Annotated in this window: 18 protein-coding genes and 1 pseudogene; 7 read left to right on the top strand and 12 right to left on the bottom strand. The window is 37.1% G+C overall.

Translation table 11 applies throughout. The features are described 5' to 3' along the window. Nucleotides 1-432: 432 nt before the first annotated feature. On the bottom strand, nucleotides 433-1,131 hold the full coding sequence (locus BK581_RS02125; RefSeq protein WP_078579822.1) for a family 16 glycosylhydrolase: 699 nt from the start codon (nucleotides 1,129-1,131) through the stop codon (nucleotides 433-435). 1,282 nt (nucleotides 1,132-2,413) lie between these two features. Continuing rightward, entirely contained in the window at nucleotides 2,414-2,641 is a 228-nt protein-coding gene (locus BK581_RS20500; protein WP_322788404.1) for an NUDIX hydrolase, read from the bottom strand. Between the two features lie 388 nt (nucleotides 2,642-3,029). On the opposite strand from BK581_RS20500, the gene BK581_RS02115 reads away from it, so the two are divergent. Together BK581_RS02115 and BK581_RS02110 are read left to right on the top strand one after the other, a co-directional pair. Beyond that, complete coding sequence (locus tag BK581_RS02115; protein ID WP_078576605.1) at nucleotides 3,030-3,551, top strand: hypothetical protein; 522 nt, start codon at nucleotides 3,030-3,032, stop codon at nucleotides 3,549-3,551. Nucleotides 3,552-3,893: 342 nt separating this feature from the next. Continuing rightward, a pseudogene (locus BK581_RS02110) lies at nucleotides 3,894-5,418 on the top strand (transposase). A gap of 75 nt (nucleotides 5,419-5,493) precedes the next feature. On the opposite strand, the gene BK581_RS02105 reads toward BK581_RS02110, so the two are convergent. From BK581_RS02105 to BK581_RS02095, 3 genes are all read right to left on the bottom strand, one after another. Then, nucleotides 5,494-7,947, bottom strand: a complete 2,454-nt coding sequence (locus tag BK581_RS02105) for a DEAD/DEAH box helicase (protein ID WP_078576604.1) — start codon at nucleotides 7,945-7,947, stop codon at nucleotides 5,494-5,496. Beyond that, nucleotides 7,907-8,731: a Hachiman antiphage defense system protein HamA gene (locus BK581_RS02100; RefSeq protein ID WP_078576603.1), complete on the bottom strand. Its 825-nt coding sequence runs from the start codon at nucleotides 8,729-8,731 to the stop codon at nucleotides 7,907-7,909. The genes BK581_RS02105 and BK581_RS02100 overlap by 41 nt, the downstream gene beginning before the upstream one ends. 452 nt (nucleotides 8,732-9,183) lie before the next feature. Further along, nucleotides 9,184-9,933, bottom strand: a complete 750-nt coding sequence (locus BK581_RS02095; protein WP_078576602.1) for a helix-turn-helix domain-containing protein — start codon at nucleotides 9,931-9,933, stop codon at nucleotides 9,184-9,186. 374 nt (nucleotides 9,934-10,307) lie between these two features. Between BK581_RS02095 and BK581_RS02090 the strand changes: the two genes are divergently transcribed. Continuing rightward, nucleotides 10,308-10,577, top strand: coding sequence for a tyrosine-type recombinase/integrase (locus BK581_RS02090; RefSeq protein WP_245828854.1), 270 nt, complete (start codon nucleotides 10,308-10,310; stop codon nucleotides 10,575-10,577). 521 nt (nucleotides 10,578-11,098) lie between these two features. Here BK581_RS02090 and BK581_RS02085 read toward each other — a convergent pair. The 5 genes from BK581_RS02085 to BK581_RS02065 all read right to left on the bottom strand — a co-directional run bounded on the left by BK581_RS02085 (nucleotide 11,099) and on the right by BK581_RS02065 (nucleotide 18,507). Then, nucleotides 11,099-12,370, bottom strand: a complete 1,272-nt coding sequence (locus BK581_RS02085) for a ribonuclease H-like domain-containing protein (protein ID WP_078576601.1) — start codon at nucleotides 12,368-12,370, stop codon at nucleotides 11,099-11,101. 33 nt (nucleotides 12,371-12,403) lie between these two features. Continuing rightward, complete coding sequence (locus BK581_RS02080; protein ID WP_078576600.1) at nucleotides 12,404-14,680, bottom strand: DEAD/DEAH box helicase; 2,277 nt, start codon at nucleotides 14,678-14,680, stop codon at nucleotides 12,404-12,406. Between the two features lie 112 nt (nucleotides 14,681-14,792). Continuing rightward, a complete protein-coding gene (locus BK581_RS02075; protein ID WP_078576599.1) occupies nucleotides 14,793-16,259 on the bottom strand; it encodes a protein adenylyltransferase SelO in 1,467 nt (488 codons plus the stop codon). 162 nt (nucleotides 16,260-16,421) lie between these two features. Further along, on the bottom strand, nucleotides 16,422-17,489 hold the full coding sequence (locus BK581_RS02070) for an NAD(P)H-dependent flavin oxidoreductase (RefSeq protein ID WP_078576598.1): 1,068 nt from the start codon (nucleotides 17,487-17,489) through the stop codon (nucleotides 16,422-16,424). A gap of 187 nt (nucleotides 17,490-17,676) precedes the next feature. Next, on the bottom strand, nucleotides 17,677-18,507 hold the full coding sequence (locus BK581_RS02065; protein ID WP_078576597.1) for a MurR/RpiR family transcriptional regulator: 831 nt from the start codon (nucleotides 18,505-18,507) through the stop codon (nucleotides 17,677-17,679). 170 nt (nucleotides 18,508-18,677) lie between these two features. On the opposite strand from BK581_RS02065, the gene BK581_RS02060 reads away from it, so the two are divergent. The 4 genes from BK581_RS02060 to BK581_RS02045 are packed head-to-tail and all read left to right on the top strand — an operon-like array spanning nucleotide 18,678 to nucleotide 22,850. Next, entirely contained in the window at nucleotides 18,678-19,553 is an 876-nt protein-coding gene (locus BK581_RS02060; protein WP_078576596.1) for a cell division protein FtsQ, read from the top strand. Further along, on the top strand, nucleotides 19,543-21,288 hold the full coding sequence (locus BK581_RS02055; RefSeq protein ID WP_078576595.1) for an ABC transporter ATP-binding protein: 1,746 nt from the start codon (nucleotides 19,543-19,545) through the stop codon (nucleotides 21,286-21,288). The genes BK581_RS02060 and BK581_RS02055 overlap by 11 nt, the downstream gene beginning before the upstream one ends. Continuing rightward, nucleotides 21,260-22,078: an energy-coupling factor transporter transmembrane component T family protein gene (locus BK581_RS02050; protein WP_078576594.1), complete on the top strand. Its 819-nt coding sequence runs from the start codon at nucleotides 21,260-21,262 to the stop codon at nucleotides 22,076-22,078. The genes BK581_RS02055 and BK581_RS02050 overlap by 29 nt, the downstream gene beginning before the upstream one ends. Before the next feature lie 16 nt (nucleotides 22,079-22,094). After that, nucleotides 22,095-22,850: a PHP-associated domain-containing protein gene (locus BK581_RS02045; protein WP_078576593.1), complete on the top strand. Its 756-nt coding sequence runs from the start codon at nucleotides 22,095-22,097 to the stop codon at nucleotides 22,848-22,850. Nucleotides 22,851-23,064: 214 nt separating this feature from the next. Here BK581_RS02045 and BK581_RS02040 read toward each other — a convergent pair whose 3' ends face one another. Then, nucleotides 23,065-24,030, bottom strand: coding sequence for an alpha/beta hydrolase (locus BK581_RS02040; RefSeq protein WP_078576592.1), 966 nt, complete (start codon nucleotides 24,028-24,030; stop codon nucleotides 23,065-23,067). Nucleotides 24,031-24,430: 400 nt separating this feature from the next. Then, the gene (locus BK581_RS02035) at nucleotides 24,431-25,795 is read right to left on the bottom strand and encodes a glycosyl hydrolase family 18 protein (RefSeq protein ID WP_078576591.1); all 1,365 of its coding nucleotides are present in this window, start codon (nucleotides 25,793-25,795) and stop codon (nucleotides 24,431-24,433) included. Nucleotides 25,796-25,870: the final 75 nt, after the last annotated feature.

The raw sequence follows: 25,870 nt of genomic DNA, 5'->3' as shown, positions 1-25,870 counted from the left end.
TGAACTTTCCCCTAATTATGTAGCCCCTTAATTAAGACACAGAGATCAGTTTGCCTATGAGTCGATAGAGACATTGACATCCGTAATAAATTCTTCATTAATTGCTTCAAAAACGTCGGAAATTGGGATATTATTAATCCAAAAAAAGAGTGATACTTAGCTTAAGTTGCTGAGTACCACTCTTTTTAAATATAATGGGCTTTGGTTCTTCCTTAAAGCCATCTGACGTGAAGTAAAATTTGTTTATTTCATGAACAAGCTGTTGCTTAAGCCCATACAATTTTTTATAAGCGTTGCTGAAACAGTATACGCATTAATACCACGTTTGATTTAATCTCTCACTAGATCGACTCCACTTTTAGAGTCAACTTCCCTTGAGCCACGACAATAACATACATGTTTAGAATCAACAGCTATTGCGTTTTGTCGTTCTTAACGGTTAGGTGTATAGCGAACCCAATTATATGAAGCATTGGCGTCCTCTCCGTAATACCTTCCTGCCCACTCGTCAATACCATACGTATTCCAAATGTTCATCATAATTTTACTAGGATTACTAGGTATGTTTTCCGTTGCTGTGGCAACAAGCTGGCCATTAACATACCAATTAATATAATTTTCTTGCCAATCGAACGCGTACGTATTATAACTATCTGCTGCATCGAATCCTAAGTCGTAAAGTATTTCATTCCCTCCTACGCCGTCCGTGTAATAATTGAATTGAACCTTAGTCGTGTCGTTTCCTAAAAACTCAATGTCAATCTCATCCCAAGGAGCGCCATTATAGGAAGGCCCTGTATACGTGAAGAAAGAAGAAATGACCCCTGATACCTTTGCTGGTTTCATAGATACCTCGTATAATCCATATCCATAAAAATTATTGGTCGTATACTCCGCACATTCATAGTTATAAGGAGGTGCATATGAATAGTTTGTACGCAGTGACAACTCCATTTGGCCACCATAAAAGTTAACTCTGTTCTGGCTCCAATGACACCCGAAAAAGTAATCATCATTTTTCCAACCATCAGACATATTCCAGTTTTGCCAATCATGACTGTTAAACGAATGATAGACTTCTTCATCTGTTACTGGATTATGTGCATATGCCGCACCCGCGAAAGACATCATTAGTAACGTCAACATAAGGATTTTAATAGTCTTGTTAATTTTAATCACTCCTAAATATAGTTTGTATTGCTAAAGCATTTCTCTATAATTAGTTAAGATTATTCATGATGCTAGCCTATCGCTTTTTTCACTTTCTTTTTTATACTTCTACACTTTTCCATAAGTCCTTCATTTGCAGAATAACCTCTACATTACTAGAACTTCTCTAGATAAGTGTCCGTCTTCTTTATCAAAAGCTTAATCACTTTTTCCCTGTCATAGACTAACTTTTCCTGCAAACCATAGTATATTAAATAGAGCTTCATTATTTCAAAAATGGCTATGGACACTCTATATCGAACAATTAAACGCTTTTCTAATGGCATATAACTATTCTCTTTTTCTTATCATCTAACCCCTCCTCTACCTTACTAGATTTTGTCTACTAACTAGCTAACTAAGGCGCATTAGTAAACAATAAAATCGTTTATGTAATTCTAAGATGATTAAAAGCGTTCGCAGCTGTCACCAGGATTTTCATTTACGAAACCGCTTTCATATATAATTATAAACTATTATTTCATAAGTTCAACTATTTTTCTAATTATGTAAAAAAGCCCCTTGAATAAGAGGCAGGGCTAGGTCTACGTATAGTATTAGATAGTAGAATAAAGCTCACTATATGAATAACCCTGTAAAAATTTTATCTAGTTTGAGAAGGGGTTTTAAAAACCGGTTATATTAATTAGCAACATCCTAAATCATTGACCTTGTACATTGTGTGTTATCCGCCTTAATATGACTGGCTCTTTATTTCAGCTTCCTGTATTTGATATAGGAAAAATCCTAGAAATAATAATTTTTTATAACCTCGTAAAAAGACAAACTTTTATAATATATTATTTAAAGGTTCAGAGTTTTTCTGATCAATTTAGCTACCTTTTCATAAAATGCATTCTCATGCGGCACAAAATAATTCTTATTTACTAACTTATCAATCGGAGCCTTTCTTCCACTCTTATTTAGTTCAAACCCTTCGATTCTAATGTCTTCTTTTTCTTGTAAACAAAACTGAAAAAATTCTTTGAATTGAGCTCTGACAATGCCTAAAACTTCATCTCTTTGAACTTTGAAATCATTAAATGTATTTTTACTTTGGTAAAGAAAAACATTGGCAAACTCTTTATCTATAAAACAATCTCTTTCAATACAATATTTAATAACACCTAACCCAATAAGTTCATCGAAAGATACTTTTATGCCAGTCTCTTCTTGTACCTCTCTAATCCCATCGCAAATTGTTTCATCTGCTAATAAATGGCCAGCTAGCTGTTATATCAAGAAGATTAGGATAGTCCTGTTTCTCACTACTTCGAATCTGAAAGTAAATATAATCTATCCCTTCTTCATTAGTGGTAAACCAGCAATGAAATGTTTCATGCCAATATCCCAATTTATGAACCTCTCCACGAGAAGCAACACCTATTTCATTTCTATCCTCATCAAAAATTTTCAACTGCTCATTATCCATTTTAAATCTCCTTATAAATTACTTATTTTTACTTTATATAAATAAAAACATTAGACCTTTATTTTAAGACCGTTGATATAAGGAGCATTTTTATGTAAAGGTACCGGTGGACTGTACTCTACATTATACACACAATTATTGCATTCATTGAACCTCCAATTTGGACAGGGAAAAGTGGGAAATCAATGTTTGATCCTAGTTTAAGTGTCAATCAAGTAAAAAACATTGTTACTAATGTCATTAACAGTAATAAAACTACCATTGAAAATACTCTTAAAAAGGAAAATATGTTAATATTTACAATACCATGAATGGTGTAAAATATAAAGTAAATATAGGGAAAGATGGGTATGTAAAATCAGCATATCCAGTTTAATGAGGTGATAATATGCTAAAGATTGAAACTTTGATCAAGGATACAAATATCAAGATAGCTAACGAGACTACTTTTCTATCAATTGATAATCAATTATCTTCCAATTTAGTGGATCAAACCTTAGATGAAAATGACCACGATTATCTAGAAGGAGCAATCAGATTAGAATGCAACTCTGAAGTTATCCTAACCGAAAACATGGAAACAACAGATTTGTTATTTACATGGCAAACATTAGTTGAACCTATATTAACACCAGGAAATAAAGAGTATGAAATATCAATTTTAGATTCCTTATATGAAGTTAAGATATTAACTAATAACTCAGGATTTACATTTTGTATTAATAATACCTCAAGTAAAGACAATCAAATTTCAAATACAATTCCTAAAGACGAGTATTCGAAAGCAATAATAGAGGGATTCTTAACATTTGGAGAATTTATCGTCAATAACCAATTTTCTTTTTCGGAAGAAAGTTCCTATTCATCTTTCGTTCAAGATTATAAGGCTTTAAAACAAATGAAAGAATAAATACTTCCCGATATTCCCACGCTAATAATAAAATCATGAAGAGGGGCTGGGACAAAACCCAGTAAATAAAAATGGCCCTCACTTTTGTGAGAGCCATTTTTTATATCTAAATTGATTAATATAGGTTGCTTGTCCAAATTGTCACTCGCTTGCCGCGGGCAAGGCTTCAGCTAATCGGGGGAAGATCACCCCCGATGGATCTTCAGCTCTTGCTTTTCCCGCAGGCGTCTCGTGTTTTTGACAATCAACGGGTTTAAATAAAAATTATAATTATGTACACAAAAAGGATACCTTCTGATAAAGTTAAAGTCACCACAACCAAACAGAATCGGAGGTATCTTTATGTTTAAAGATTATAACATGAATCAAGTCATTTTGCCGATAGATTTAGCCTATAAATTACAGGAAAATGATATTGCTTTTGCAGTGAATGATTTGGTGGAGTCTATTCCTGACTTTTAATTGTTTTTATCGTAAGACGGGCTATCCAGCTTATCATCCGAAGATGATGTTGAAAATCATTTTGTGTGCGTATACCCAGTCTGTGTTTTCCGGAAGAAAAATTGAAGCTTTATTAAAAGACAGTATACGCATGATGTGGCTGGCTCAAGGGTATGAACCAAGTTATCGGACCATTAATCGGTTCAGAGTTGATCCTGATGTGGTGGATTTGCTTCGCCAGTGTTTTGTTCAATTCAGATCTCAGCTTGTTCAAAAAGAAATGATTGATAACGACGCTATTTTTATTGATGGTACAAAGATTGAAGCCAATGCCAATAAATTTACGTTTGTCTGGAAAAGATCCGTTGAAAGATACAGCGCCGGTTTAGTGGAGAAATCCAATCAGCTCTATAAGGAGCTCCTGGAACAAGATATTTTGCCTGCCATTGAACAGGATAACTTAGATGAACTGTCTACCGAAGAGCTGGATGAGATCGTCGAGAAACTGGACGAACGCATTGAAGAATATGGTAATCAGATTGAAGCATCTAAAGATACAAAGGTGCGAAAACAACTCCGATCAGAACGGAAAACTCCCAAACAGTACCGTAAAAGGTTCAAGGATTTTGTGGCCCGTAAACAAAAGTATAAGCGAGACCTTGCAATCCTGGGAGAGCGAAACAGTTACTCCAAGACAGATCATGACGCGACGTTTATGCGCACGAAAGATGACTACATGAAGAATGGTCAACTGAAAGCCGGCTATAATCTGCAAATTGCGACTGAGGGACAGTACGCGCTCGCTTATGACATCTTCCCAAATCCTACTGATACCCGGACTTTTATCCCTTTTTTGAACAGAATTGAAAAAGGCTTCTTTACGTTGCCATATGATCAGGAGAGCGGCACATTTACCTTTCCAAACGGTAAGAACGTGACATTTCAGTATTGGTGCAAGAAAAAAGATAAAGCCGGGTTTCAACGCACGTTTAAAGTGTATGAATGTGAAGATTGTGGCGGGTGTCCCTTACGTCTACAATGCACAAAGGCCAAAGAGGGAAAAAATCGGAAAGTCTATTATAATGAGAAATGGGAGAACCAAAACGCCTATATTCGAGAAGTGCTTTCGGAAACGAAAACAGGTGATATCTACGGCAAACGTAAAGTGGATGTAGAGCCAGTCTTCAGATTTCTGAAGGCTAATTTGCGTTTCACCCGGATATCGGTGAGAGGTAAATACAAGGTTCAAAATGAAATAGGGTTCGCACTTATGGCGGTGAACTTGAGGAAGTATACCGCCAGAACAGCACACAAACCGTTTTATAATCATACAAAACGCTTCCGACTATCATTTTTGATAATCGGAAGCGTTTTTTTCTGTTTAGAGACCGTTATGTCCCAGCCTCTTTTTTACTATTCACATTAACTATCATAAGGAGATCCGTCTATCGTTTTTTATTTATTTGCCATTTGACTTTAAGATTATTTTAATTAATAAAAATTAAAAGGATAAATATTTTTCCATTTCAAAACGGTAAAATCCGTTTAGTCCATTTTTATAATCTAAAAAAACGACGTTAACAATTAAGTTATTATTTTCATCTAAGCTGATATTTTTTAGTTGATCATCATTTTGTAGTCTTGTGATTAAACTAAATGAAAGACCTGTTTTTATTAAATCTATTTTCTTCTTATCATTGGTTCCGTAAACTACCTCATTGTATTCTGCCTCAGTTATTAGTCCTAATTCATACAGAACTATTATTAATCTGTTTAATTTATAACTAATAAAGTCATCCTCTATTTTTAATTTAATGATTGCCAAGTTAATTAACTCAGCATCACTTTTAGTTGATAAATCAACATAGACCTCTTTAATACTGTCTTGATAATTATCTGTACGGATTGCTTTTTCACCATAACTAGTACCTATATATAAATCTGTTAATTGATCTTTAATACGTCTTTTAAAATACTTATAAGTTCCAATAATATTTTCCTTTAAGGAATTTACTTTTCTTGCGTAAATATGTCCCTTGTAGAAATTCCGAGCCTTATCAAATTTTAACCGGTAAACTTCATAATCCGATATATCATCTCTTTCAAATTTATTTATATAGAGAAAGTACACCTTATCAATGATATCAGCTTCAGTCCACATTTTTGACCCTTTTAATCCTTTTATTCTCTTCAATATTTCTTTTAGATAATCATCCTTAATGGAAATTATTGATTCTAAACTTGACCTTATAAAAACTTTCTTTAATTTTTCCAACTCATCTAATGAATTGGTTAAAACTAACTCTTCATTTTTCTTAATTGCTCGAACTTTTTCTTTAACACTTTCATCCTTGATCTTTGACTCATCGTATTCGGCTAATATGGGATTTTTAATCACATCTGAAAAAATGTTGCTTCTTAATTTCCGAATTAAGTTTTCCATTCTAATATTTTTCTTATTATATTTGCTATTCAGAAAATGAATCTTGGGTAGTAACCTATGTAATTGATTAGTCTCTACAGTAAAAATTTCATTTAATCTATTAACCCTACCAATTAAGTTTGTAACCTCTTTTTCTCTTAACCCATTTGTATGCATTATAAATAGAGCATCAATTGGTAAGTTTATCCCTTCTAATATTACTTTATTGGCAATAACAAATTTTAGATCAGTATTATTCTTAAATTGATATTCTAAATACTCTTTAACAATTTCCGGCATTCTTCCATGGAGGTATATAATACCTTTTTGAAGTAATTCAATAAGGTAAAAATCCTTATGTACTAACTCTTCTAACTCTTCAATTAGATTTTGAGTTTCATATGTTAAATCTATATCAGGTAAGCTATAGAATAATTCTTTTGAGAATTCTTCTATTCTCTTCGGTGCTTTATGATAAATAAAATTCTTACTCCCAATTTCAGACTTCATATAGGTTATATATCCTGGTTCATTTCCTTTAATTTGTAATTCTCTATATGGATAAAATTCATTAGTAAATCTATTATATAAAAATATTTGGTCATTATCCCTATATTCGAATATTTCAGGTTCTTTCATATTATACTCAATTTTTTGTTCTACAATTTCATCTTGGAAGTCAAGCCTGAGATTTTTACTTTCATTTATCAAGGGAGACAAGTAGATTACTTTTTGATTTTTATTTCTTTGTGCATTAAATCTCAAAAGTCTTGATAACAGGATACTCCTACTATCCTTTTCAAAGAGATTATGGGCTTCATCTATATACAGAATATCCAGCCATGTTTCATTTTTCTCTAATAATCTTAATGCTCTTTCTTGAGTTAAAACTCCAATAAAACGCTCATCATCCCGATACATTTCATCATGTATAATAATTCTACGGTTAAAATCAGCCTTTCTAACTAATTTATAAGTTTGAACTAAGAGAGATTTGGTTGGGACAATAATTGCTACCTTAAGGTTTTTATCTAAATTGTTTTGTATATGTTCTATTATTAAAGAGCTCTTACCATATGATGTAGGGGCAATATAACTTATATTCCTACTATCATTCTCCAATAAACTTCTCCTAGTTGTCTTCTGTTGAAGTGTTTCAGTATAATTTTCATGATTGAATTCTTCTAGCTTTAATCCTGCTAGGTCCTCTATAAACTTCATATCAGGAATCAATTCTTTTTGTTGTACATCTTTTGCAATTGGATAGAATCCGAAATTAGTTGCAAAATCATAGAGTGGTCTATAATCATGATAAGTTGTAGAGTACTTTAATATTATGAAATAAGCAAATTCTAAATAAGAAGTGTATCTTTTGTCAGATTCAAAACTTTTTATAAAAAAAATTGCGACTGTTAGTATATATGTTTTTTCTTTATTACTTAGTTCTTCTCCTAATGTTAATTTTTTCATAACCTCTTTAAACATATGAATTTTATTTATGTGTGTTAGCTGCGTTTTTTCCTTGCTGTTCATAGTCACCCTCCCTTTTAGGAACTCCTAAGAAATCCATAAATAAATCTAATGATTTTTTTGTACAGCAAATAACAATTAACTTTTTATATTCGAATCCTTTTATATTTCTAACAACCTTTTCATAGATTTCGTTTACATCAAAATCTTCCCATTCTCCATTTAAAAATACCGTTCCGGCTGGAATGATATTAAAATCCTCAGGAGTATAATAAATTTCAGAAAAAAAATCATCTGAGAATTCTTGCAATATTTTTAAAATAGTATTATTTGTATCTACATCCTTTGAATTTGCGTGTTGATATGCATTTTGCCAAGGGTCATTTTCTGATTCTCCATTTAATTGTTTCTTCAAACTATTATAGGCTTCAGTGATTTTACTATGATGAGATACACTATCAAATCTGTAATTTCCAGATTTACTCTCCAAAATCCATTCATCATTCCCTTTAGAGTAGTAACCATCGAATCCCTTTTTTATAGATGCTTCTTCCATATTTAGGAACATACACTCCTGTTTATAATCCAAAAATTTCAAATATAAGTGCAAGAAAAATTCAGCAGTTCCACCGTTTCTAGTTCTTTCATCTTTTTTTTCAAAGAATTTAAAGGCCCTCTTTTTAATAATTTCTAATGAACTCGTATTTTTTTCTCCTTTACAAATACTAACGAAGTTTTCGTTTATATAATCTATAAATTTTTTATTAAAATCTTTTATACCTATATAATGAAACTCGACATTATCATTTATTTTTATTACCTGACTATTGAACAGGTTTTCCGTCAATCTAACCACCACCATCTTTTAAACTATCTACTACGATTTCTAATAGGATAGATATATAGTATGATTTTACCATTTAAACCTAATATGTTGAAGGGATTTTACTAAGGTATTTATTATATTCTTCTAACTACTTCTTAAAAAGTCTAAAGCAGCAACTACTTTAAACTCCCCAGTTGATTGTATTTGTTCGTCCCTACAGTCATAAAATCTCAAAAAGCTGAAATTGTTGCATCCATTGTGCTCCAACAGTTTTAACACCTTTACCAAAAGCGGGAAAGTGACCAGGGTTATCTATTTAAACGTCTCTTAATAATCGTTACTTACATAAGATTATAGAAGCGGGTACTAAGTACCCGTTTGTTCAAACAGCAAACTAGTTCCTTGTAAATCCTGGCAGATGTTTAGAAACTCCTAGAACCCCTCCCCAATAAAATATTTGTTATTAATGCTAACTAATACAAAACTTTTTTCCATGTTATTTGATGTGATGTAAATTGATTTTTAATACATTCAAATTCATTTTGAACAAATAAGCTCGGATCTGTACCCAATTTATAGCTGAAATCTGAGGGAAGGTCTGTTTCCTTATCGTACAAATTATCATTCCGCACTTCGTAATCTGCCAATATATCAAATGTAATTTCTTCGATGTTTAACTTGCGTGCATAAATTTCAAACGTTTTTATAAAGGCATCCTTTATCACCACTTCATTTACCAAAAACTTATTTACTTGTACAAAGAAGTCTACAATACGTAATGTGGTGCACTCTGTTCGGGTTACACGAAGATTAAAGTCAACAATGATGGGACTTTTTTCTTGAGCGTTTTTTACCATTACTGTTTTGTAATAACTATATGGTGAGATACTACAAGATACTCCTACTTCTGAAAGAAGACCTTTTAAGTACTTCATATTTTTCGGATTGAAAATTTGTTGATTTATAAAGAGAGGGTCATCTTTTTGTCGTTCATAAACTTTGTCAAAATGAACTAAAGCTATATCATCTTCTATGAGGTCTTTAATGCTACAGTTTAACACTTGTGACAACTCAAATGCACTGTCCATATTAAAGTTTTTCGAAGGATTATTTTTTATTGTTCTTATAGTGTTTATGCTGCGCTCACATATTTCACTTAATTGATTTAGGGACATTTCTCTCTCTTTCATTAATTCTTTTACATTATTCTTATATTTCAACATAGTCACTTCCCCTTCTATTCTTTTTTATTATAAAACGAGATTTATATTGTGAGTACCTCCATTTTATTGGAGGGGGTAGAAAATGCTTTTTATGAAATATTCATAAAACATAAATAAGCCAATACGATTAAGTTTTATCTCGTATAGGCTTATTTTTTTCTAATTATCATTTATACAAACTCACTTTAATAATAAGTAGTACCATTGCTCGAAACCCTTTTTCATTTGACCAGAAAGATCAATAAAATCAATTGATTAGTAGCCTTACATTCACAACCTTACATCACTCAAAGAAATTATAATAAATAGCTATCTTTTTATGCAATGGTTTTCTAGAACAAACGATATATGATTCTAAATCATTCCTCCAAACGATGCAGCATTTTAAAAAGCTATTTAAAACCACGCCGACAAATATACACCAGTTGGTTTTCTACAGTCCTAATTCCAAATATAAAGTAATAAGTAATACTAATGCAAACAAGCTACTAAAGAAATCATTACAGGATTTCGATATAGCGCAAATATCCATTCATGGCTTACGACACACTCATGCAAGTGTAATTCTGTATAAAAAAGTTTCTATACACTACGTCAGTGAACGACTTGGTCATGGCGATATTGATATACACCCACGTCATTAAAGAGTTACGCGAGGAAGATGAGCTTGGAACAGTCAGTATATTCGAACAAATGGTGGTGTAAATCTTGTGTGAAAAATGTGTAAAATCGATTCAAAATCAATCGTTTTCTATAGGAAACTTAATTAATATAAAGAGCTTGAAAACCCTTATATATCAAGGATTACGGGCTAATAATGAATTATTAAAATTGATGCAAATTATGTAGATGGTAGGTGGTCAGGATCGAACCGACACTCCAGAGGAACTAGTTTTGAGCCGTCTACGCCTTGTCAGTTCTCCCACCACTTCATAGTTAAAATTGTGTTTTATAGCCTATATAAATGTGGATAGTCTCACAGCTATTTGATCCAATTTCCTCATATCATCGTAAATCATATAAAAATAAACCACTCCTGTTATACCGAAAATGTCGTTATTCATGATAGAACCAACTCTTCCCCGAAAGTTGTTATACCTCTTTTTTGCTAGCAACTACACTGTCACTTTAGATTTAAGCGCCTGCCACACTCGGTTTTAATAATTTAGGCCTGGCGTTTTTTCTCTAGCCGCTTCATACGGTTATTTAAATCTTTTTTATAGCTGACGAAATTGGCTTTATGCCCTAGTTTCTCTCTCTTTTTTAAGGTAGAAAGACCTTGTTGAGCAAAATAATAGGCTTTTTCAATGTCTTTTTCAAAGTGTTCGGCTAGTTTGGCACGTTCAATCCATGTTTCGATAGGGGGAAAAGTCCCTTCCATAAGGGCTTGGTCTAAATATTTAACTGCCAAGTCAGGTTTCTTCATTTTTTTGTAAAGACTGCCAAGCTGATAATAAACCGTTGGAAGCGGTTGTTGTGCTCGTTTAATGGCTTGTTTAAAATGTTTTTCTGCCCAATCAAACTTTTTTAGCTTTTCAAACCAAGCACCTATGGCTAGGTGTTCTTTTGCAGAGGCCGAGTCTTCTAATGGATAAATAATCTTTTTGACAATCAGGGCATAAAGCGAGATTAATGACCGAACGTCTTGATCATTGTGGGCAATAATACCGCTTAAATGGTGAGGCGTTTTATTAGATAAGTATTCAAAGTATAATAGCGGTGCTAGACTTCCTGGCACATCTCCTTCTCGCTTTAGAGATAATTTATGCTCTTCTACTATGGCAAGCCGGCATGAAGGGAGTTCATCTTTCCATAAGCGTCTGGCACTATGAAGTAGATCAATATGCCCAAAGGCAGGTAGTTTTGGTAACTGTTTTCTAATAAATGCATGACGAGATTTCACTTGTGGCCAGTCAAATGACTTGCCGTTATAGCTGACAAGATAGTCTTCTTCATGAAAATCATCTAAAAAACCTGATAAAAAAGCGGCTTCACTTGCCGGACTTTCTAAAAAATGCTGGGTCACCTCGATCCCGTTAGCCATTAGGCGAGCATAGCCAATAAGAAAAATAACATTTCCTGCACCAGTGGAAAGACCTGTCGTCTCTGTATCAAAAAAAAGCAGTCGATCCAACGGCTTCCCGGCAAACGAAAGGGGGTGATCTTGCAAATGGTCTTGCCAAAAAGCCTGAATGTGTTTCATGTCTTCGACTAGTTGTTTATCTTGCGCGCTTTCATATGGGTAGATAACCCGCTTACGGAAGGCTCGTTCATTTTCAAAATAAAATGGCTCAAAGCCTAATGCCCTAAACGCTGTTTCGTCATCAGTTGGTTCTGGCGCTTCGTTCTCTATGCCGCCTTTTAGTTCCCCCTGATCTTTTTCTTCAGGCAGTTGTAAATGATGTTTCATTCTTAACAATTTCGCTTTCATACTCATCGTTTCAGTCACCTCACTAACAAATGTCTCCCTTTATCCATTGGCATCTACTGCTTCTCCAATTAATTGGGTCACCAATCGTTTTATAGAAACTGACGGGTTTATACTTCCTACCCCAACACAAGACGGACAGCCACTTTCACAAGGACATCCGCTAACAAAATTTAACGCTTCGTGTAATATGACAGACATTTGCTTAAAAACACTTTCACTAAGACCAATCCCCCCTGGGTAACGGTCGTATAAAAACACAGTCGGCTGTCCTGAGTGTACGGCTTTCACTTCCGGTACGGCATGTAAGTCATGTTTATCACACATGACATGGACACATGCAACGTGTTGAAGCACATGGGCCATTCCCATTAATACGAGTTCAGTTTGATCATCTTGTTGTTTTTCACTAAAGCTATCGTTAGAAAATGTCAGGGCTAACCCGTTTGAATGAAGTTCTTGTTCTGGTAAATGAATGGTACCTGATCCGATGTTTTCAAAGGTTTCTAGCTTGATTTTTTTAAAAATAGTGGCCATTGCTGTGACCATTACATCCCCATATTGTATCCGATGGCGCCCACATGGCTGATCGTGATCCACTTCTAGAACCTTCAATTTCACAGCTAAATTAGCATCTGTAAAGTACTCCACATCAACGGCACGCACATACGCTTTTTTCTCTTCCCAGTCCAAATACTCCACTTGGAATTGCGTCCCTTCGTGCAAGTAGATCGCTTCGTCGTGCAGGAGGGTCATGGCACTGAAGGTATCCATTTCACCGATGACACGATGATGCGCCGTGTCAGATTGGTCGATGATCACGACGTTTTCTTGGGCAGCTGATCGAAGGCTAATATTATGAGCTGGAAAGGCGTCATTCATCCAATACCACGACTCATGACCGTCATGCAATACCCGTTCTTCTGTTAAATAGTCAAGTATGTCGTCCACCTCTACACCGTCAAACGTGTCACCCTTTTTGAAAGGGAGTTCATAAACTGCACATTTTAAGTGATCGACTAAAATAATGAGATTATCTTTATTAATTCGTGCTGTTTCAGGTGTTCCGTGAAAGAAGTAGTCAGGATGCTGAAATAAGTATTGATCAAGTGGTGATGAGTTCGCCACCATGAGAACGAGGGACTCGTCTTGTCTGCGTCCTGCCCGGCCAGCTTGCTGCCAGCTAGACGCAATGGAGCCTGGGTAACCGTTCATGACACATACTTGCAGTTGACCGATGTCCACCCCTAATTCTAGGGCATTCGTACTGACGACCCCAATCGTTTCACCGCTTCGCAGGCTTCGTTCGATTTCCCTGCGCTGTTTCGGTAAGTATCCCCCGCGATACCCCCTGATTGACTTCTTAGTGAGCTCGTTTTTAACAAGTTCTTGTAAGTGACTTAAAATTACCTCTACACGTACCCGACTTCGCGCGAAAACAATGGTTTGTATCCGTTCTTTCAAAAATTTAGAAGCTAATTCATTCACGACTTTCGTGGCGTTTTGCCGTATGTTTAATTGCTTATGAACGATCGGGGGGTTATAAAAGACAAAATTTTTCTTCCCCTTAGGCGCACCATTATTGTCAATGAGTCGCACTGGTTCCCCTGTTAATTCAGCGGCCAACTCAGTGGGATTGGCGATCGTTGCAGACGTACATATAAATGTTGGATCACTGCCATAATATGCGCAAATCCGCTTTAATCGGCGAATCACATTGGCAACATGAGAACCGAAAACGCCGCGGTACGTGTGAAGTTCGTCAATGACGATCGTGTCTAAATTTTCAAACAGTGAGATCCATTTTGTATGATGAGGTAAAATCGCTGAATGAAGCATGTCTGGATTTGTAATAACGACGTGCCCGGCTTTTCTTACGACTTGACGTATATTGGCTGGTGTGTCTCCGTCATACGTATAACTATTAATTGACACGTCCATCTCGTCGATCATCTCGTTCAGTTCTGCTTTTTGGTCTTGAGCCAACGCTTTCGTTGGAAATATATAAAGTGCCCGACTTGCTTTGTTCATCATATGTCGTTGCAAGACAGGTAAGTTATAACACAATGTTTTCCCTGAAGCTGTCGGCGTCACAGCGACGATATTTTCACCTTTCATTGCTGCTTCATAGGCACTTTTTTGATGTGTGTACAAAGCATTAATTGAGCGGGCTTGCAATGCTTTTTTCAAATGAGGATGAATATCGGCTGGAAATGGAGACGTTTTAGCCGGTTCCGCATCTAATGTGTGCCAATGCGTCACATTGGCGTCTCTTTTTAATTCCGCCATGAGCTCTTCTAATGTTTTTTTACGAAACATCCTTTCCCCCTCCGTTCTCTTCTGTCTCATTATAGCGAATATACGTTTGCATGACAATCGGCCACGCTAAAGCATGGCCGACATCTGTTTCTCATTATTAAATTGATGGTTGTTAAGTACCACAAAAGGTTCTGTACGGCGTATTCGATGGCTCCGGAGGGCTCGCATAAGTGTCTTGATCTCGTTCATGGTCATAAGGTTTAAGTAGCACATCTAGAAGTTGATTCATCACACTGAAATCTTGTTGTTCGGCCGCTTCGAGAGCTGCTTCCACGTGATGGTTTCTTGGTATGACAGCAGGATTTGATTTTTTCATCAGATCACGCACTTCCTCATCAGAAGCGTCTTGTTTTTTTAACCGCTCCTGCCAACGTGAATACCAATGCTTAAAATCGGGCTTATCAGGCAATGCTAACTGTCTGCATTCTCCAAATATTAAGGCAATAAATGTATTCGTGTAATCCATTTCGTACGTTTTCATTAAGCTGAGCAAATCTTTAATAAGAGCTTCATCCTCTTCTTCCTCATTAAATAACCCTAACTTCGCTCGCATGTTTTCAAGCCAATAAGACATATAGCTGTCACTAAATCCTGAAATAGCGTCTTGTGCCATTTCTACCGCCTTGTCTTCGTCATCAGCTAATAACGGTAGCAATGCCTCTGCTAAACGGGCCAAATTCCAGCCTGTTATATACGGCTGATTTCCGTACGCATATCGGCCTTGAACATCTATCGAACTAAACACCGTGTCAGGGTCATACGTATTCATAAAGGCACAAGGACCATAATCGATCGTTTCTCCACTGATCGTCACATTATCCGTGTTCATGACCCCATGTATAAAACCGAGAGATTGCCACTTTGCCACGAGCAATGCTTGCTGTTCAATAACTTGCTGCAATAAAAAATGATAAGGATGGTCCGTTTCTTGACCTTGAGGAAAGTGCCGTGCTATAGCATAATCAGCGAGAGCTTGTAGATCCTGTTTGTCTCCCCACTTTGCCGCATATTCAAAAGTCCCTACTCGCAAGTGACTTGAAGCCACACGTGTGAGAACAGCTCCAGTTAATGGCGTTTCCCTCATAACGGTCTCGCCTGTTTTTACCACACTTAAACTGCGATTTGTCGGAACACCTAAAGCATACATCGCTTCACTTATGAGATACTCTCTTAGCATCGGTCCTAGTGCTGCCCGGCCGTCTCCCCCTCGTGAGTAAGGTGTTCTTCCTGATCCTTTTAATTGGATATCCACGCGATGACCTTTGGGGGTTATTTGCTCACCAATAAGCATGGCTCTTCCATCACCAAGCATTGTAAAGTGACCAAATTGATGACCCGCATAAGCTTGTGCAAGGGGACTTCCCCCTTCTGGCGTACGATTACCGGCAAGCACCGCAATCCCTTCATCCTTTCTCAATTCATTAGCATCTAGACCTAAGTCCTCTGCTAACGACTCATTTAAGACGACAAGGTCAGGGGACGACACTGGTGATAACGCAATGTCACTATAAAATATAGTTGGTAATTCCGCATAACTATGGGCTAATTGCCATCCTGTGTTATCGACTTTCTGTCCCATTGTATCTCCTTTTGACTGTGACTTATAGTTAGGTTTCGTATGCTAAGATCATATATGAGTTCTTGCTATTTTTGCAACGAATTCACCTCTTTCATTACTGTACCCTCTCAAAAATGGCTTTTAAACTAGTCTTAGCATATTCCCCCATAATAAACGAGCTATTTAACGTGTTATGACTTTCACTTCCTGAACGAGATGTTGAATGAACGTGGCGGCAGAGAGGTCAGTAGCAAGTCTCGGATTTTGACCTGTCCATAGTGACATATATGCGGGGTTATGCTGATCAGCAGATGCTTTCCGAATAGCTGACGTGAGCGTGTTCTGCACGGGAAAAGGGGGCACAGACGTATAATCTTTCATATCATCGATAAATGTATTTTTTATCCCTCTCGCCCATTTTCCAGAAAAGGCTTTAGTCAGAACTATATCATCTTCATTGGCGTTTAAGATGGCTTCTTTGTAAGTGGGATGTGCGCCACTTTCAGCACATGTTAAAAAGGCTGTTCCCATTTGAACAGCTGAAGCTCCTAAGTACCTAGCCGCAACTAAGCCACGAGCATCCATAATGCCACCTGCGGCAATGACTGGAATGGTCACATGATCAGATACTTGTGGAATGAGTGACATTAACCCAATCAAACTTTGGTCGCGTTCTGCTAAAAAATGCCCTCTATGTCCGCCAGCTTCAGAACCTTGGATAATAATCATATCCATTCCTTTGCTTTCTAATAAAATCGCTTCATTGACAGTTGTGGCCGTTCCCATTAATATCACGTTTTCTTTCTTTAACTCAGCAACTACCTCTTTAGGCGGGACACCAAATGTAAAGGAACAAATTGGCACCTTTTCTTCTAAAATAACGTTAATCTGTTCCTCGAAGTTTCTTTTCATTGAAGCTGGTGTAGGTAAAGAAGGATTCCCGCCTTCAACACCTAACGCTTTCCTGATGGGACGCAATTGGTTTACCGATGCTTCCACTTCTTCCATAGATACATTAAATGCATTGGGAACGAACACATTCACGCTAAAAGGATTTGATGTACGTTTTCGCACGTCTTTAATGTGCTGACGTAACGATTGTGGTGTCATATAACCCGCACCAATAGAGCCTAAAGCCCCATGTTCCGACACACACGACACCAGTTCAGGGGTTGTAATTCCTCCTGCCATCGGTGCTTGAATGATTGGATAGTCAATTTGTAACATGGCAGTCAAGTCATTCGATAACATATCAGCTCACCTCTTAATAAAAATTTAAAGTGCTCTCACATACGCCATCTTCACCAAAAATTATACAATCCCTCATCTTAGTTGCACCATTCACAGCTTTAAAACGAGTAATTAATGAAACGCCCTCCTTTCTCTTTGTTAATTCGTTTCCTTCGCTTCATTTTTAGCTTGCTATAACGAGTAAAGCCTACCTAGGTAATTCATCAGCATACATGCTTCTTAATTGCGTTAGAGATTTTAAATGGGTCAGTGCTTCCGTTTCCTTTTTCATACCTATGGCTAAAATCACGTTCTCGATTAAAAAGGTTGGGCCTATCATCGAATGGAAATCTGTTCTTTCACCACGACTGGAGAACAATTGGATATCCACCTTCCCTGTAAATTCTGAGATCAGTTGATCTGTAATGAGAAGTGTTTGATAACCACGTTTCTTGGCGTCGTCAAGGATCACTTTTGCTTCACTTAACATACGTACAAATCCAAATAAGACGACTAAATCCCCTCGTTTAAAGTGTACCATGTCTTCTAAAATGTCACTTCCACTACTTGTCATATGAACGATGTTGAGGCCAAATCGTTTTAGCCGATGATGCATTAACACCCCTAATCCTTTTGAGGGCCCTGGACTATAAATATAGACGGTCTCCGCTTTAACTAGTGCCTCTATTGCTAAGTCAAATTGAGACGCTGATAAATGTCTCATCGTTTCCTTTAAATTAGCCATTCCTTGTTCCAGTTGATCGTGTTGCCATTCATGAGCGGTTAATCTTTCCATTGCTTTTTCAAAGTTTCCAACTGGTGTCACATCAATTTCCCTCATTTTCCGCTTAAAATCTTTTAAATTATGATAACCCACACTTTTCCAAAATCGCGATACTGATGCAGTACTCACATTTAAAGCCTCTGCAATTTCCTTTTCTGTAGAAAGGAGCACATCTTGCAGATGGCGATTAATGTAGTCCGCAATTTTAATTTGATTAGGGGACAAGTTTGCTGTTTTCACATTGAATAGTTGCATTGTATCATCTCCACTCCCTTAAGTGATTCGTAATTTCATTATACATGTATGTTTTAATACATTAAATTCAATCATGAAATTTTTACATCATATTTACATAACATAAAAACTTTATTAATATTTCCCAATTACACTAAAGGAGAGTTCAATTAAAGGAGGCAGTCACTCACATGACGCAGTTAAAAAAACGTTACTCGTTGACGCAATCTCAGAAAATGATGGTTTTTATTTTATCCATGTCGCTTTACGGTTTGTCCAACATGATCACGGAGCTCTTACCGAAAGTCTATTTAGGACCAGTTGAATTTTCAGTAGAATACTTTGCCTTTATTCCACTGACCCTTTGTATTTTATTTCATCCTCTTTATGCAGCCGTAGGTGCTTCGTTAGGCGAGGTTATTTTCGGCGAAATTATGCTTGGTCAATTTGGCGGACTTGGTGAATTAGAAAAGTTTATTGCTTTTTCGCTTGCTATGTATGTTGCAGGAACAATGGTTAAAAATCCGAAAAACCGACTACAAGTCGGTGTCGCTGCTATTAGCGGTGTGGCCATCCATCAATTCATTAGTGCTGTTGTGGATATTGGAAAAGTGTGGATCGGTGTAGAGGAACTTGAAGCAGTCCCAGGATTAGCTGAAAGTATCGTCGTCATTGAAGGATTCTCTTTTTTAAATGACGTGCTCTTCTCAGGGATTTTATTCGCATTACTCCCAACCTTATATTTAGTGCCAAGACTCTATGGCAAAATAGAACCGCTGTTAGGCATGAAACCTCGTGATAATACGTTAAACTATTCATTAAAAGAGGTCCTTGGTCCCCGGGTCATCGTCATATTAATTATTCTTTCAGGTATGGCCATGATTGCAGAATTTCTTGCTGAAGCGGAAATCACCCTTGTGGAATGGGATATTGATTTTGTCGCTCTCTTTGGGGAACGCTTTATCTTTATCGTCATTGGAGTAGCCGCCCTTATCTCTGTTATGACTATCTGGCTAATGAGAAAACAAAAAAACGCAAAGAACGGTGAGGATCGCTATGTGTCATAATCATATTGCTATCGAAAATGTGACATTTACCTATCCAGGCGGCGAAAAGCCCGTTTTATCAAACATTTCCTTTACATTAGAAAAAGGGGATTTTGTAGGCATAATAGGAGGTAATGGAAGTGGAAAATCCACTTTATGCAAATTGCTAAATGGCATCATTCCACATTATTATGTAGGCGATTTTTCGGGACAGGTCATGATCAATGGGCTTGATACGCGTGAACATAAAGTGGCTGACCTCTCCCGTTATGTCGGATATGTTTATCAAGATTTTGAGAATCAAATTGTACGCCCGACAGTGATCGATGATGCAAGCTTTGCTTGTTTAAACTACGGCTATGCCGATTATCGAGAAAGGGGCGCACGGGCACTAAAGTTAGCTCAATTAAATGTCAATCTAGACGAATTTGTTTGGCAACTAAGCGGCGGGCAAAAGCATTTACTCGCCCTCGCCGGTGCACTCTCGTTAGATCCAGACATTCTTATCGTAGACGAGCCTGTTGCCCAACTCGATCCCGTTCATGCCCGCCTTTTTTATGACATTTTAAAAGATATTAATAAAAATAGAGGCACGACGATTATCGTCATTGAACACCATACAGAATTTATTGCAGATTATTGTCATCACGTTTTGCTCATGAACGAAGGCCAACTTGTTTGGAAAAAGGAAACGAAGCATGCTTTAAATGAAGTCGAACAATTAATGACGTATGCTATTTTTCCACCCCAAGTGACCCAAGCTGCTTACCAACTTAATATGAAAGATTCTCCTAGTTCCTATCCAATTACGTGTGATGAAGCAATTAAACTTTTTAAACAGTCCGAGTCAATGTTTTTTAAATCGACATTTAAAAAAGAAGTCTCTTTTTCTCCAACCCGCGAATCGATTATATCGATGACAGGAATAGATGTATCATATAAAACGGTCTCAAGGAAAAAGCACAAAGTCATTCATGACCTTTCTCTATCTTTTGAAAAGGGCGATTTAATCGCACTAGTGGGAAATAACGGGGCAGGGAAATCATCACTTCTAAAATTATTAACAGGCCTCATTAAACCTGATAAGGGCGATGTGGTGATAAAAGACTTTCATACGAAGACTACCTCTCCTGAAAAATTAGCTAACATTGTCACATACATTTATCAAAATCCAGAAGATATGTTTATTGAAGATTCGATTCGAAAAGATATCGAATTTTACCTTAAAGCGAGAAAAGTAGCAAACTATCAGTCTTTCGTAGATGAGATTATTCGCATGTTCAGACTTGAAGATATTCAAGAGCGAGACGGTCGATTACTGAGCGGCGGGCAACAAAGGCGGGCTTCTGTCGCCATTGGTGTTGCTATGCAACCCCACATCATTTTGTTAGACGAGCCGACTGCTAACCTTGATATTGCTACAAAGAAAGATATTACTCATATGTTGAGTCAGCTACAAGAGCAAGTTGAAACGGTCATTATCGCTACCCATGACATGCAACTCGTAGCAGAATGGGCTAACCGCATCATCGTCTTACATGAAGGAAAAGTCCTCCATGATGGGACAAGAGAATCCGTATTTAGTAATACCCCTTTACTAAAAAAAGCAGGGCTTATTCCGCCACAAATACTCGAACTGAGCAAAGATATTGGAGGTTCATCCCTTTCTTATTCAGTTGACGATTTTGTGAATAGGTGGAAATCAACACGTAAGGAGGTAGACTGTTGTGAACTATACGCGAAGGCTTCTCGATAACCTATCAGTTGAACAAGTAAAAATTGAATTATTAAACACAGCTTACGGTAACGGTGATACATTTATTGCAAAATTAGATCCACGTACATTGTTTATATGGTATTTATTTTTCGGGTTTGTACCGTGGTTCATTCATGACCCTGCTATTTTAGGCGCGTTCTTTTCACTAATGGTCGTTATGACGATCATGACTAAAGTGAGCCCGCTCATCATTGTCATTCTCTGCCTTGGCTTACTCAGTCAAGCGGGCTATTTACTGATCGCTTCATGGTTTTTTGGCGGAAACTTAGACACCATCCTCCCCTTACTAATTTTAACGTTAAAACTTTCTACCATTTCATTAGCAAGTATTGTCGTATTTAGTTCAATGGATCCAGAAAAATTGAGTGATGGCTTATTAAGCATTGGGGTGCCTAGTCAAGTATCGTTCTCAATCGCTTATGGGTATCGCATGCTTCCGAGCTTAGTTGAAGAATTTCATCAAATTTTTTTATCCTTTCGTTTACGAGGAAAAGCACCGGAGAAAAAGGGGTTACTTTATTGGAGAATGGTCGTTTATTTAATAAAAATTGCTGTCTTGTCGTTTTATCCCCTTATTTTAAGTTCAGCCAAACGAGCAAGGACCACAGTGGAAGCCTTAGAATCAAAAGGATATTCCAGTGCTCTTACATCACCTGACGTTAAGAAAATTAAATTGCAACATATGCGTTTTCGTTTTCATGATCTAGCCTTTCTTAGTTTATCAGGTTGCTATATAGTCGCTGCATTTTTAGTCACATCATTTTATTAAAAGGAGAATGAGCCTAATGAATATTGATTTGCATACCCATATGAAACTTTCTAAGAAGACGTATTTTGACGAAACATACTTCAATACGATGGTGACAGAAGCGCTTGCGAATGATTTAAATGCTATCGCTTTGACTGAGCACTTTAATACGTTACGTTTTTCAGACATTTATGACTCATTAGATAAGCATTTCCCTTATGAATCCGATCATTATAATGCGAATGGCTTGAAAATATTCCCTGGTCTTGAAGTGGATATTGCTGAGACCGGCCACATCTTGTTAATAGGAGCAAGGGAATCAGTTAGAGCAATGCGCCATCATCTAGAACCGTTTACAGAGCCTGACCATTTTGTTCCTTTTAAGCAATTATTAGATTGGGCAGATGAGCTAAATATGATAAAAATTGGTGCTCACCCCTATCGAGATAGTACACCACTCCACCATTTAGACAGAGACTTGTTAAGTAGGCTTGATGCGTTTGATTTAAATGGAAAAGATTTATACGTACAAGGACAAGATCAACTTGTCCAAAATGTTTCCCGCCTTGCCGACGAACTCTCCCTTCCGATTGTCGGCGGAAGTGACACACATCATTTTTTACAATATGGGAGTGTGTACAGCACATTTCCTGAACCAATCGCAACAATGACTGATTTAAAAAGCGCTATAAAGGCGACTAATCAGCAGGTACACATCTCCCCTTGCTTAAAAACAAAGGTGAAGTCAGCGATTCTTATGAAAAAAATGCTTAAAAGCAGTGTCCGTGTTTAAAGGCTTATACAGAAAGAGGCTTGCACTCATTAAGTGCAAGCCTCACCTTACTATAAAGCTAAGCTTCAATCAATGGGAGTTTCACTGCCCCTTAAGAGTAGGATAAAACCCATTCACAGTATTTTAAATAAACCGGGGGTATCATGTCCATGTCAGTTTAATTCACCTTTTAAACCTGGTGACTTATGGCTCTCACACTGAAAGAGCATATAACTTACTCGATATATTGATCAACAAATCCCCAGACGGTCTCCCAATAAGTAACAGGATCAACCTTTTCAGCGTCCCCGTGTCCCGCTCCTTCTATAATTAATTTCTCTTTATCAACAGAAGCTGCTTCATACACATCATCAACCATCTCATATGGGACAAAGGTGTCCTCATCACCGTGAATAAATAGGATCGGTGTCTCACTTTTAGACACTTGATCAACAGCTGAGGCTTCAAATATGTCATAGCCAGCACGAAACTTCGTCACCGTATTAGCCGCATTTAATACTGGAAACGGTGGTAATCCAAACAAGTCGTCTAATTGATAGGTAAATACATCGCTTACAGAGGAATACCCACAATCTTCGACGATCACCTTCACGTTGTCCGGTAAATCTTCTTCTCCTGCTGTCATCATGACAGTGGCGCCTCCCATCGACACACCAAATAAGACGATTTCGGCCTCCGGATCCCTTACCAGAATCTCATCAATCCACTGCAAAATATCTTTTCGATCATGCCAGCCCATTCCGATATAATCTCCTTCACTTTCTCCATGACCGCGAAGATCAGGCGCAAGCACGTGATAATCATGATTATAAAAATGACGAATGTATCTTGTCATACCTTTTGCTTCACCATTATAGCCATGAACAACGATCGCCCATTTATGGCCAGCACCCTCATTTTCATACATATAGCCATTTAATGCTAACGCCTTGTCATCCGAAGACGTTATTGTGAGAGCATCTGGCTCATAGTCCGCTTTAAATTGCTCGTCTTCTCCTTCTGCCTCTAATGCGACAGAGGCTAATACAGCTTCACTTTCTGCTAAATTTGGATTATCTTCCATAAATTCTTTCTCATCTGCCGAATTTAATGCGAAGTTGTAAAAATAATTTCCTACAAACCCATAAGCGGCTATAAAAATGGTAGTCACTGATCCTAGTACAATGATTGTTTTTTTCATAAGCTAAGTCTCCAATTAATATGTATTTTCATAGATGTTGAATAGACGTTGTTAACACACAAAGGTGGTGAAGAGTAGGTCCATCAGAGCCGTTCACTTTCCTATACTTAAAAGAGCCTTTTTAATTATAACTGATCTTGATCAAATTTCAAAAATTTAAGCCACACAGTTAGGATAGGGCATGCAAGTTCAATCACGAAGACCACTGTAAAAAACAAACATCACAGAAAGAAGAAAAGTAAACGATCCGGATAAGCAGCTGGTCAACTAGTTCACCGCTGTATTAATGATGACGTTTTTTTTTGAACATATGTAGCACTTCTGCTTATTCTTACCTGCTAATCTATACAAAAATAAGTAGCACATCCCACCACGGTATGTGCTACTCAACTAGGATCTTTTATCTATTTCTGCCGTTCCCGTTTCCATTGCCGTTGTTCCCTTTGATCGGTTCTTCTAATTGATTATCGCCTGAATCTTCTTCATGTTGGACATCTTCTGTCGTGTTTTTGTTGTGTCCTTTACCATTTCCTCTACCATTATTCCCTGAGTCAGAAATAACCTCTTCTTCCTCTTCTATGACTTCCGGAGTTGGTTCTGGTTCAACTACTGGCTCTTCTTCTATCGGCTCTGGCTCAAGCACCACGTCTTCCTCTGGCTCCGTTCCGATTGTACCACCATTTAAATACGTTTTATAATAATCCCACATGTGTGGATCTTCTCGCATCAGTGCCCAGCTTCCTGTCCCTTTTATATCATATAAGTTTATCAATTCTAACTTCTTTTTAAACGATTGCTCATTATCAAACCAGATGACATAATCACCAGCCGTTAGTCTTACCCCTTCCGCTGAAATGATAGGATCGTCATCTGTCACAGTAAACACAGCTTTAGGCGTTTGTGAAGCCTCATCAAAAATAACCTCACCGTTATAATGATTTACAACCGTTTGGATCTGATTATGCGAGATCCCACGACCATTAATTAAAAAGCCATCTGCATTTCTTTCACCGTCTGTTTTCCACATACGTCCATAAAATGGGATACCTATGACTACTTTTTCTTTTGGAACTTGTTGGTTGAGAGCGTATTGAATTGAACGTTCTACAAAGGAATAACTTGCAACAGGCCCCGGTGTACTACCTTGCCAATGCTCATCGTAAGCCATAATCATTAAATAGTCAGCGTGCTTAGCTAGCTCTGTATAATCATAGTTTCCATGCCAACCAGTTGTCCAGCCGTTAGGATTAGCAGCCACTGCTACTGATACTTCCTTATGGGCAGGAATTTTCTCACGGAGTAATCTAATAAAATCTGTATGCTCATCCCTATAAGCATGTCCAACACCCTCGATATCCACATTGATACCATCCAAATTGTATGTCTCTACATATTCAGCTACTTCTGTTGACAGAGCATGCCGATTTTTAAAGGCATTTTCACCAGCCGTCCTGTCCCAATGATTAGCTAGAAAAGGAACGACTTTTATTCCTCTACTATGCATGTCTGCTACGAAAGATTCTCTAAACTTATCCGTAAAGACAAGATTCCCCTCCTGATTAACATCAAAATAATTAGGAGATACCATGTTAAGAGAGTTATTCGTTCGATCTACTAATTGAACATAGTTGTCGGGACTTCCAAAATACAAATAAGACATATTAAATCTCTCATGTCCATTCCCCGCAAAAGTAGCCGTGCTAGATAATAGTAATAATAAAATGACAAAAATAATGGCGAACCTCATTTTTCTCCCTTTTTTCACCGATGCTTCCCCCTTAGAATGTGTAAAAATGTGTATCTATAAGTAATGTAATTATATAGGGGGAAAGTCTTACAA

Source organism: Salipaludibacillus agaradhaerens, from assembly GCF_002019735.1.
GTDB lineage: Bacteria > Bacillota > Bacilli > Bacillales > Salisediminibacteriaceae > Salipaludibacillus > Salipaludibacillus agaradhaerens.
The sequence above is the reverse complement of the archived record's forward strand: the minus strand, read 5'-3'. Positions and strand labels throughout refer to the sequence as shown.

Coding starts and splice junctions, on each gene's coding strand:
- BK581_RS02105 (WP_078576604.1), bottom strand. CDS start 7,947: ATGAACAGCAAGGAAAAAACGCAGCTAACACACATAAATAAAATTCAT.
- BK581_RS20500 (WP_322788404.1), bottom strand. CDS start 2,641: ATGGATAATGAGCAGTTGAAAATTTTTGATGAGGATAGAAATGAAATA.
- BK581_RS02045 (WP_078576593.1), top strand. CDS start 22,095: ATGAATATTGATTTGCATACCCATATGAAACTTTCTAAGAAGACGTAT.
- BK581_RS02080 (WP_078576600.1), bottom strand. CDS start 14,680: ATGTTTCGTAAAAAAACATTAGAAGAGCTCATGGCGGAATTAAAAAGA.
- BK581_RS02090 (WP_245828854.1), top strand. CDS start 10,308: ATGCAGCATTTTAAAAAGCTATTTAAAACCACGCCGACAAATATACAC.
- BK581_RS02055 (WP_078576595.1), top strand. CDS start 19,543: ATGTGTCATAATCATATTGCTATCGAAAATGTGACATTTACCTATCCA.
- BK581_RS02040 (WP_078576592.1), bottom strand. CDS start 24,030: ATGAAAAAAACAATCATTGTACTAGGATCAGTGACTACCATTTTTATA.
- BK581_RS02085 (WP_078576601.1), bottom strand. CDS start 12,370: ATGAGTATGAAAGCGAAATTGTTAAGAATGAAACATCATTTACAACTG.
- BK581_RS02125 (WP_078579822.1), bottom strand. CDS start 1,131: ATGATGTCTTTCGCGGGTGCGGCATATGCACATAATCCAGTAACAGAT.
- BK581_RS02115 (WP_078576605.1), top strand. CDS start 3,030: ATGCTAAAGATTGAAACTTTGATCAAGGATACAAATATCAAGATAGCT.
- BK581_RS02060 (WP_078576596.1), top strand. CDS start 18,678: ATGACGCAGTTAAAAAAACGTTACTCGTTGACGCAATCTCAGAAAATG.
- BK581_RS02070 (WP_078576598.1), bottom strand. CDS start 17,489: ATGTTATCGAATGACTTGACTGCCATGTTACAAATTGACTATCCAATC.
- BK581_RS02095 (WP_078576602.1), bottom strand. CDS start 9,933: ATGTTGAAATATAAGAATAATGTAAAAGAATTAATGAAAGAGAGAGAA.
- BK581_RS02065 (WP_078576597.1), bottom strand. CDS start 18,507: ATGCAACTATTCAATGTGAAAACAGCAAACTTGTCCCCTAATCAAATT.
- BK581_RS02075 (WP_078576599.1), bottom strand. CDS start 16,259: ATGGGACAGAAAGTCGATAACACAGGATGGCAATTAGCCCATAGTTAT.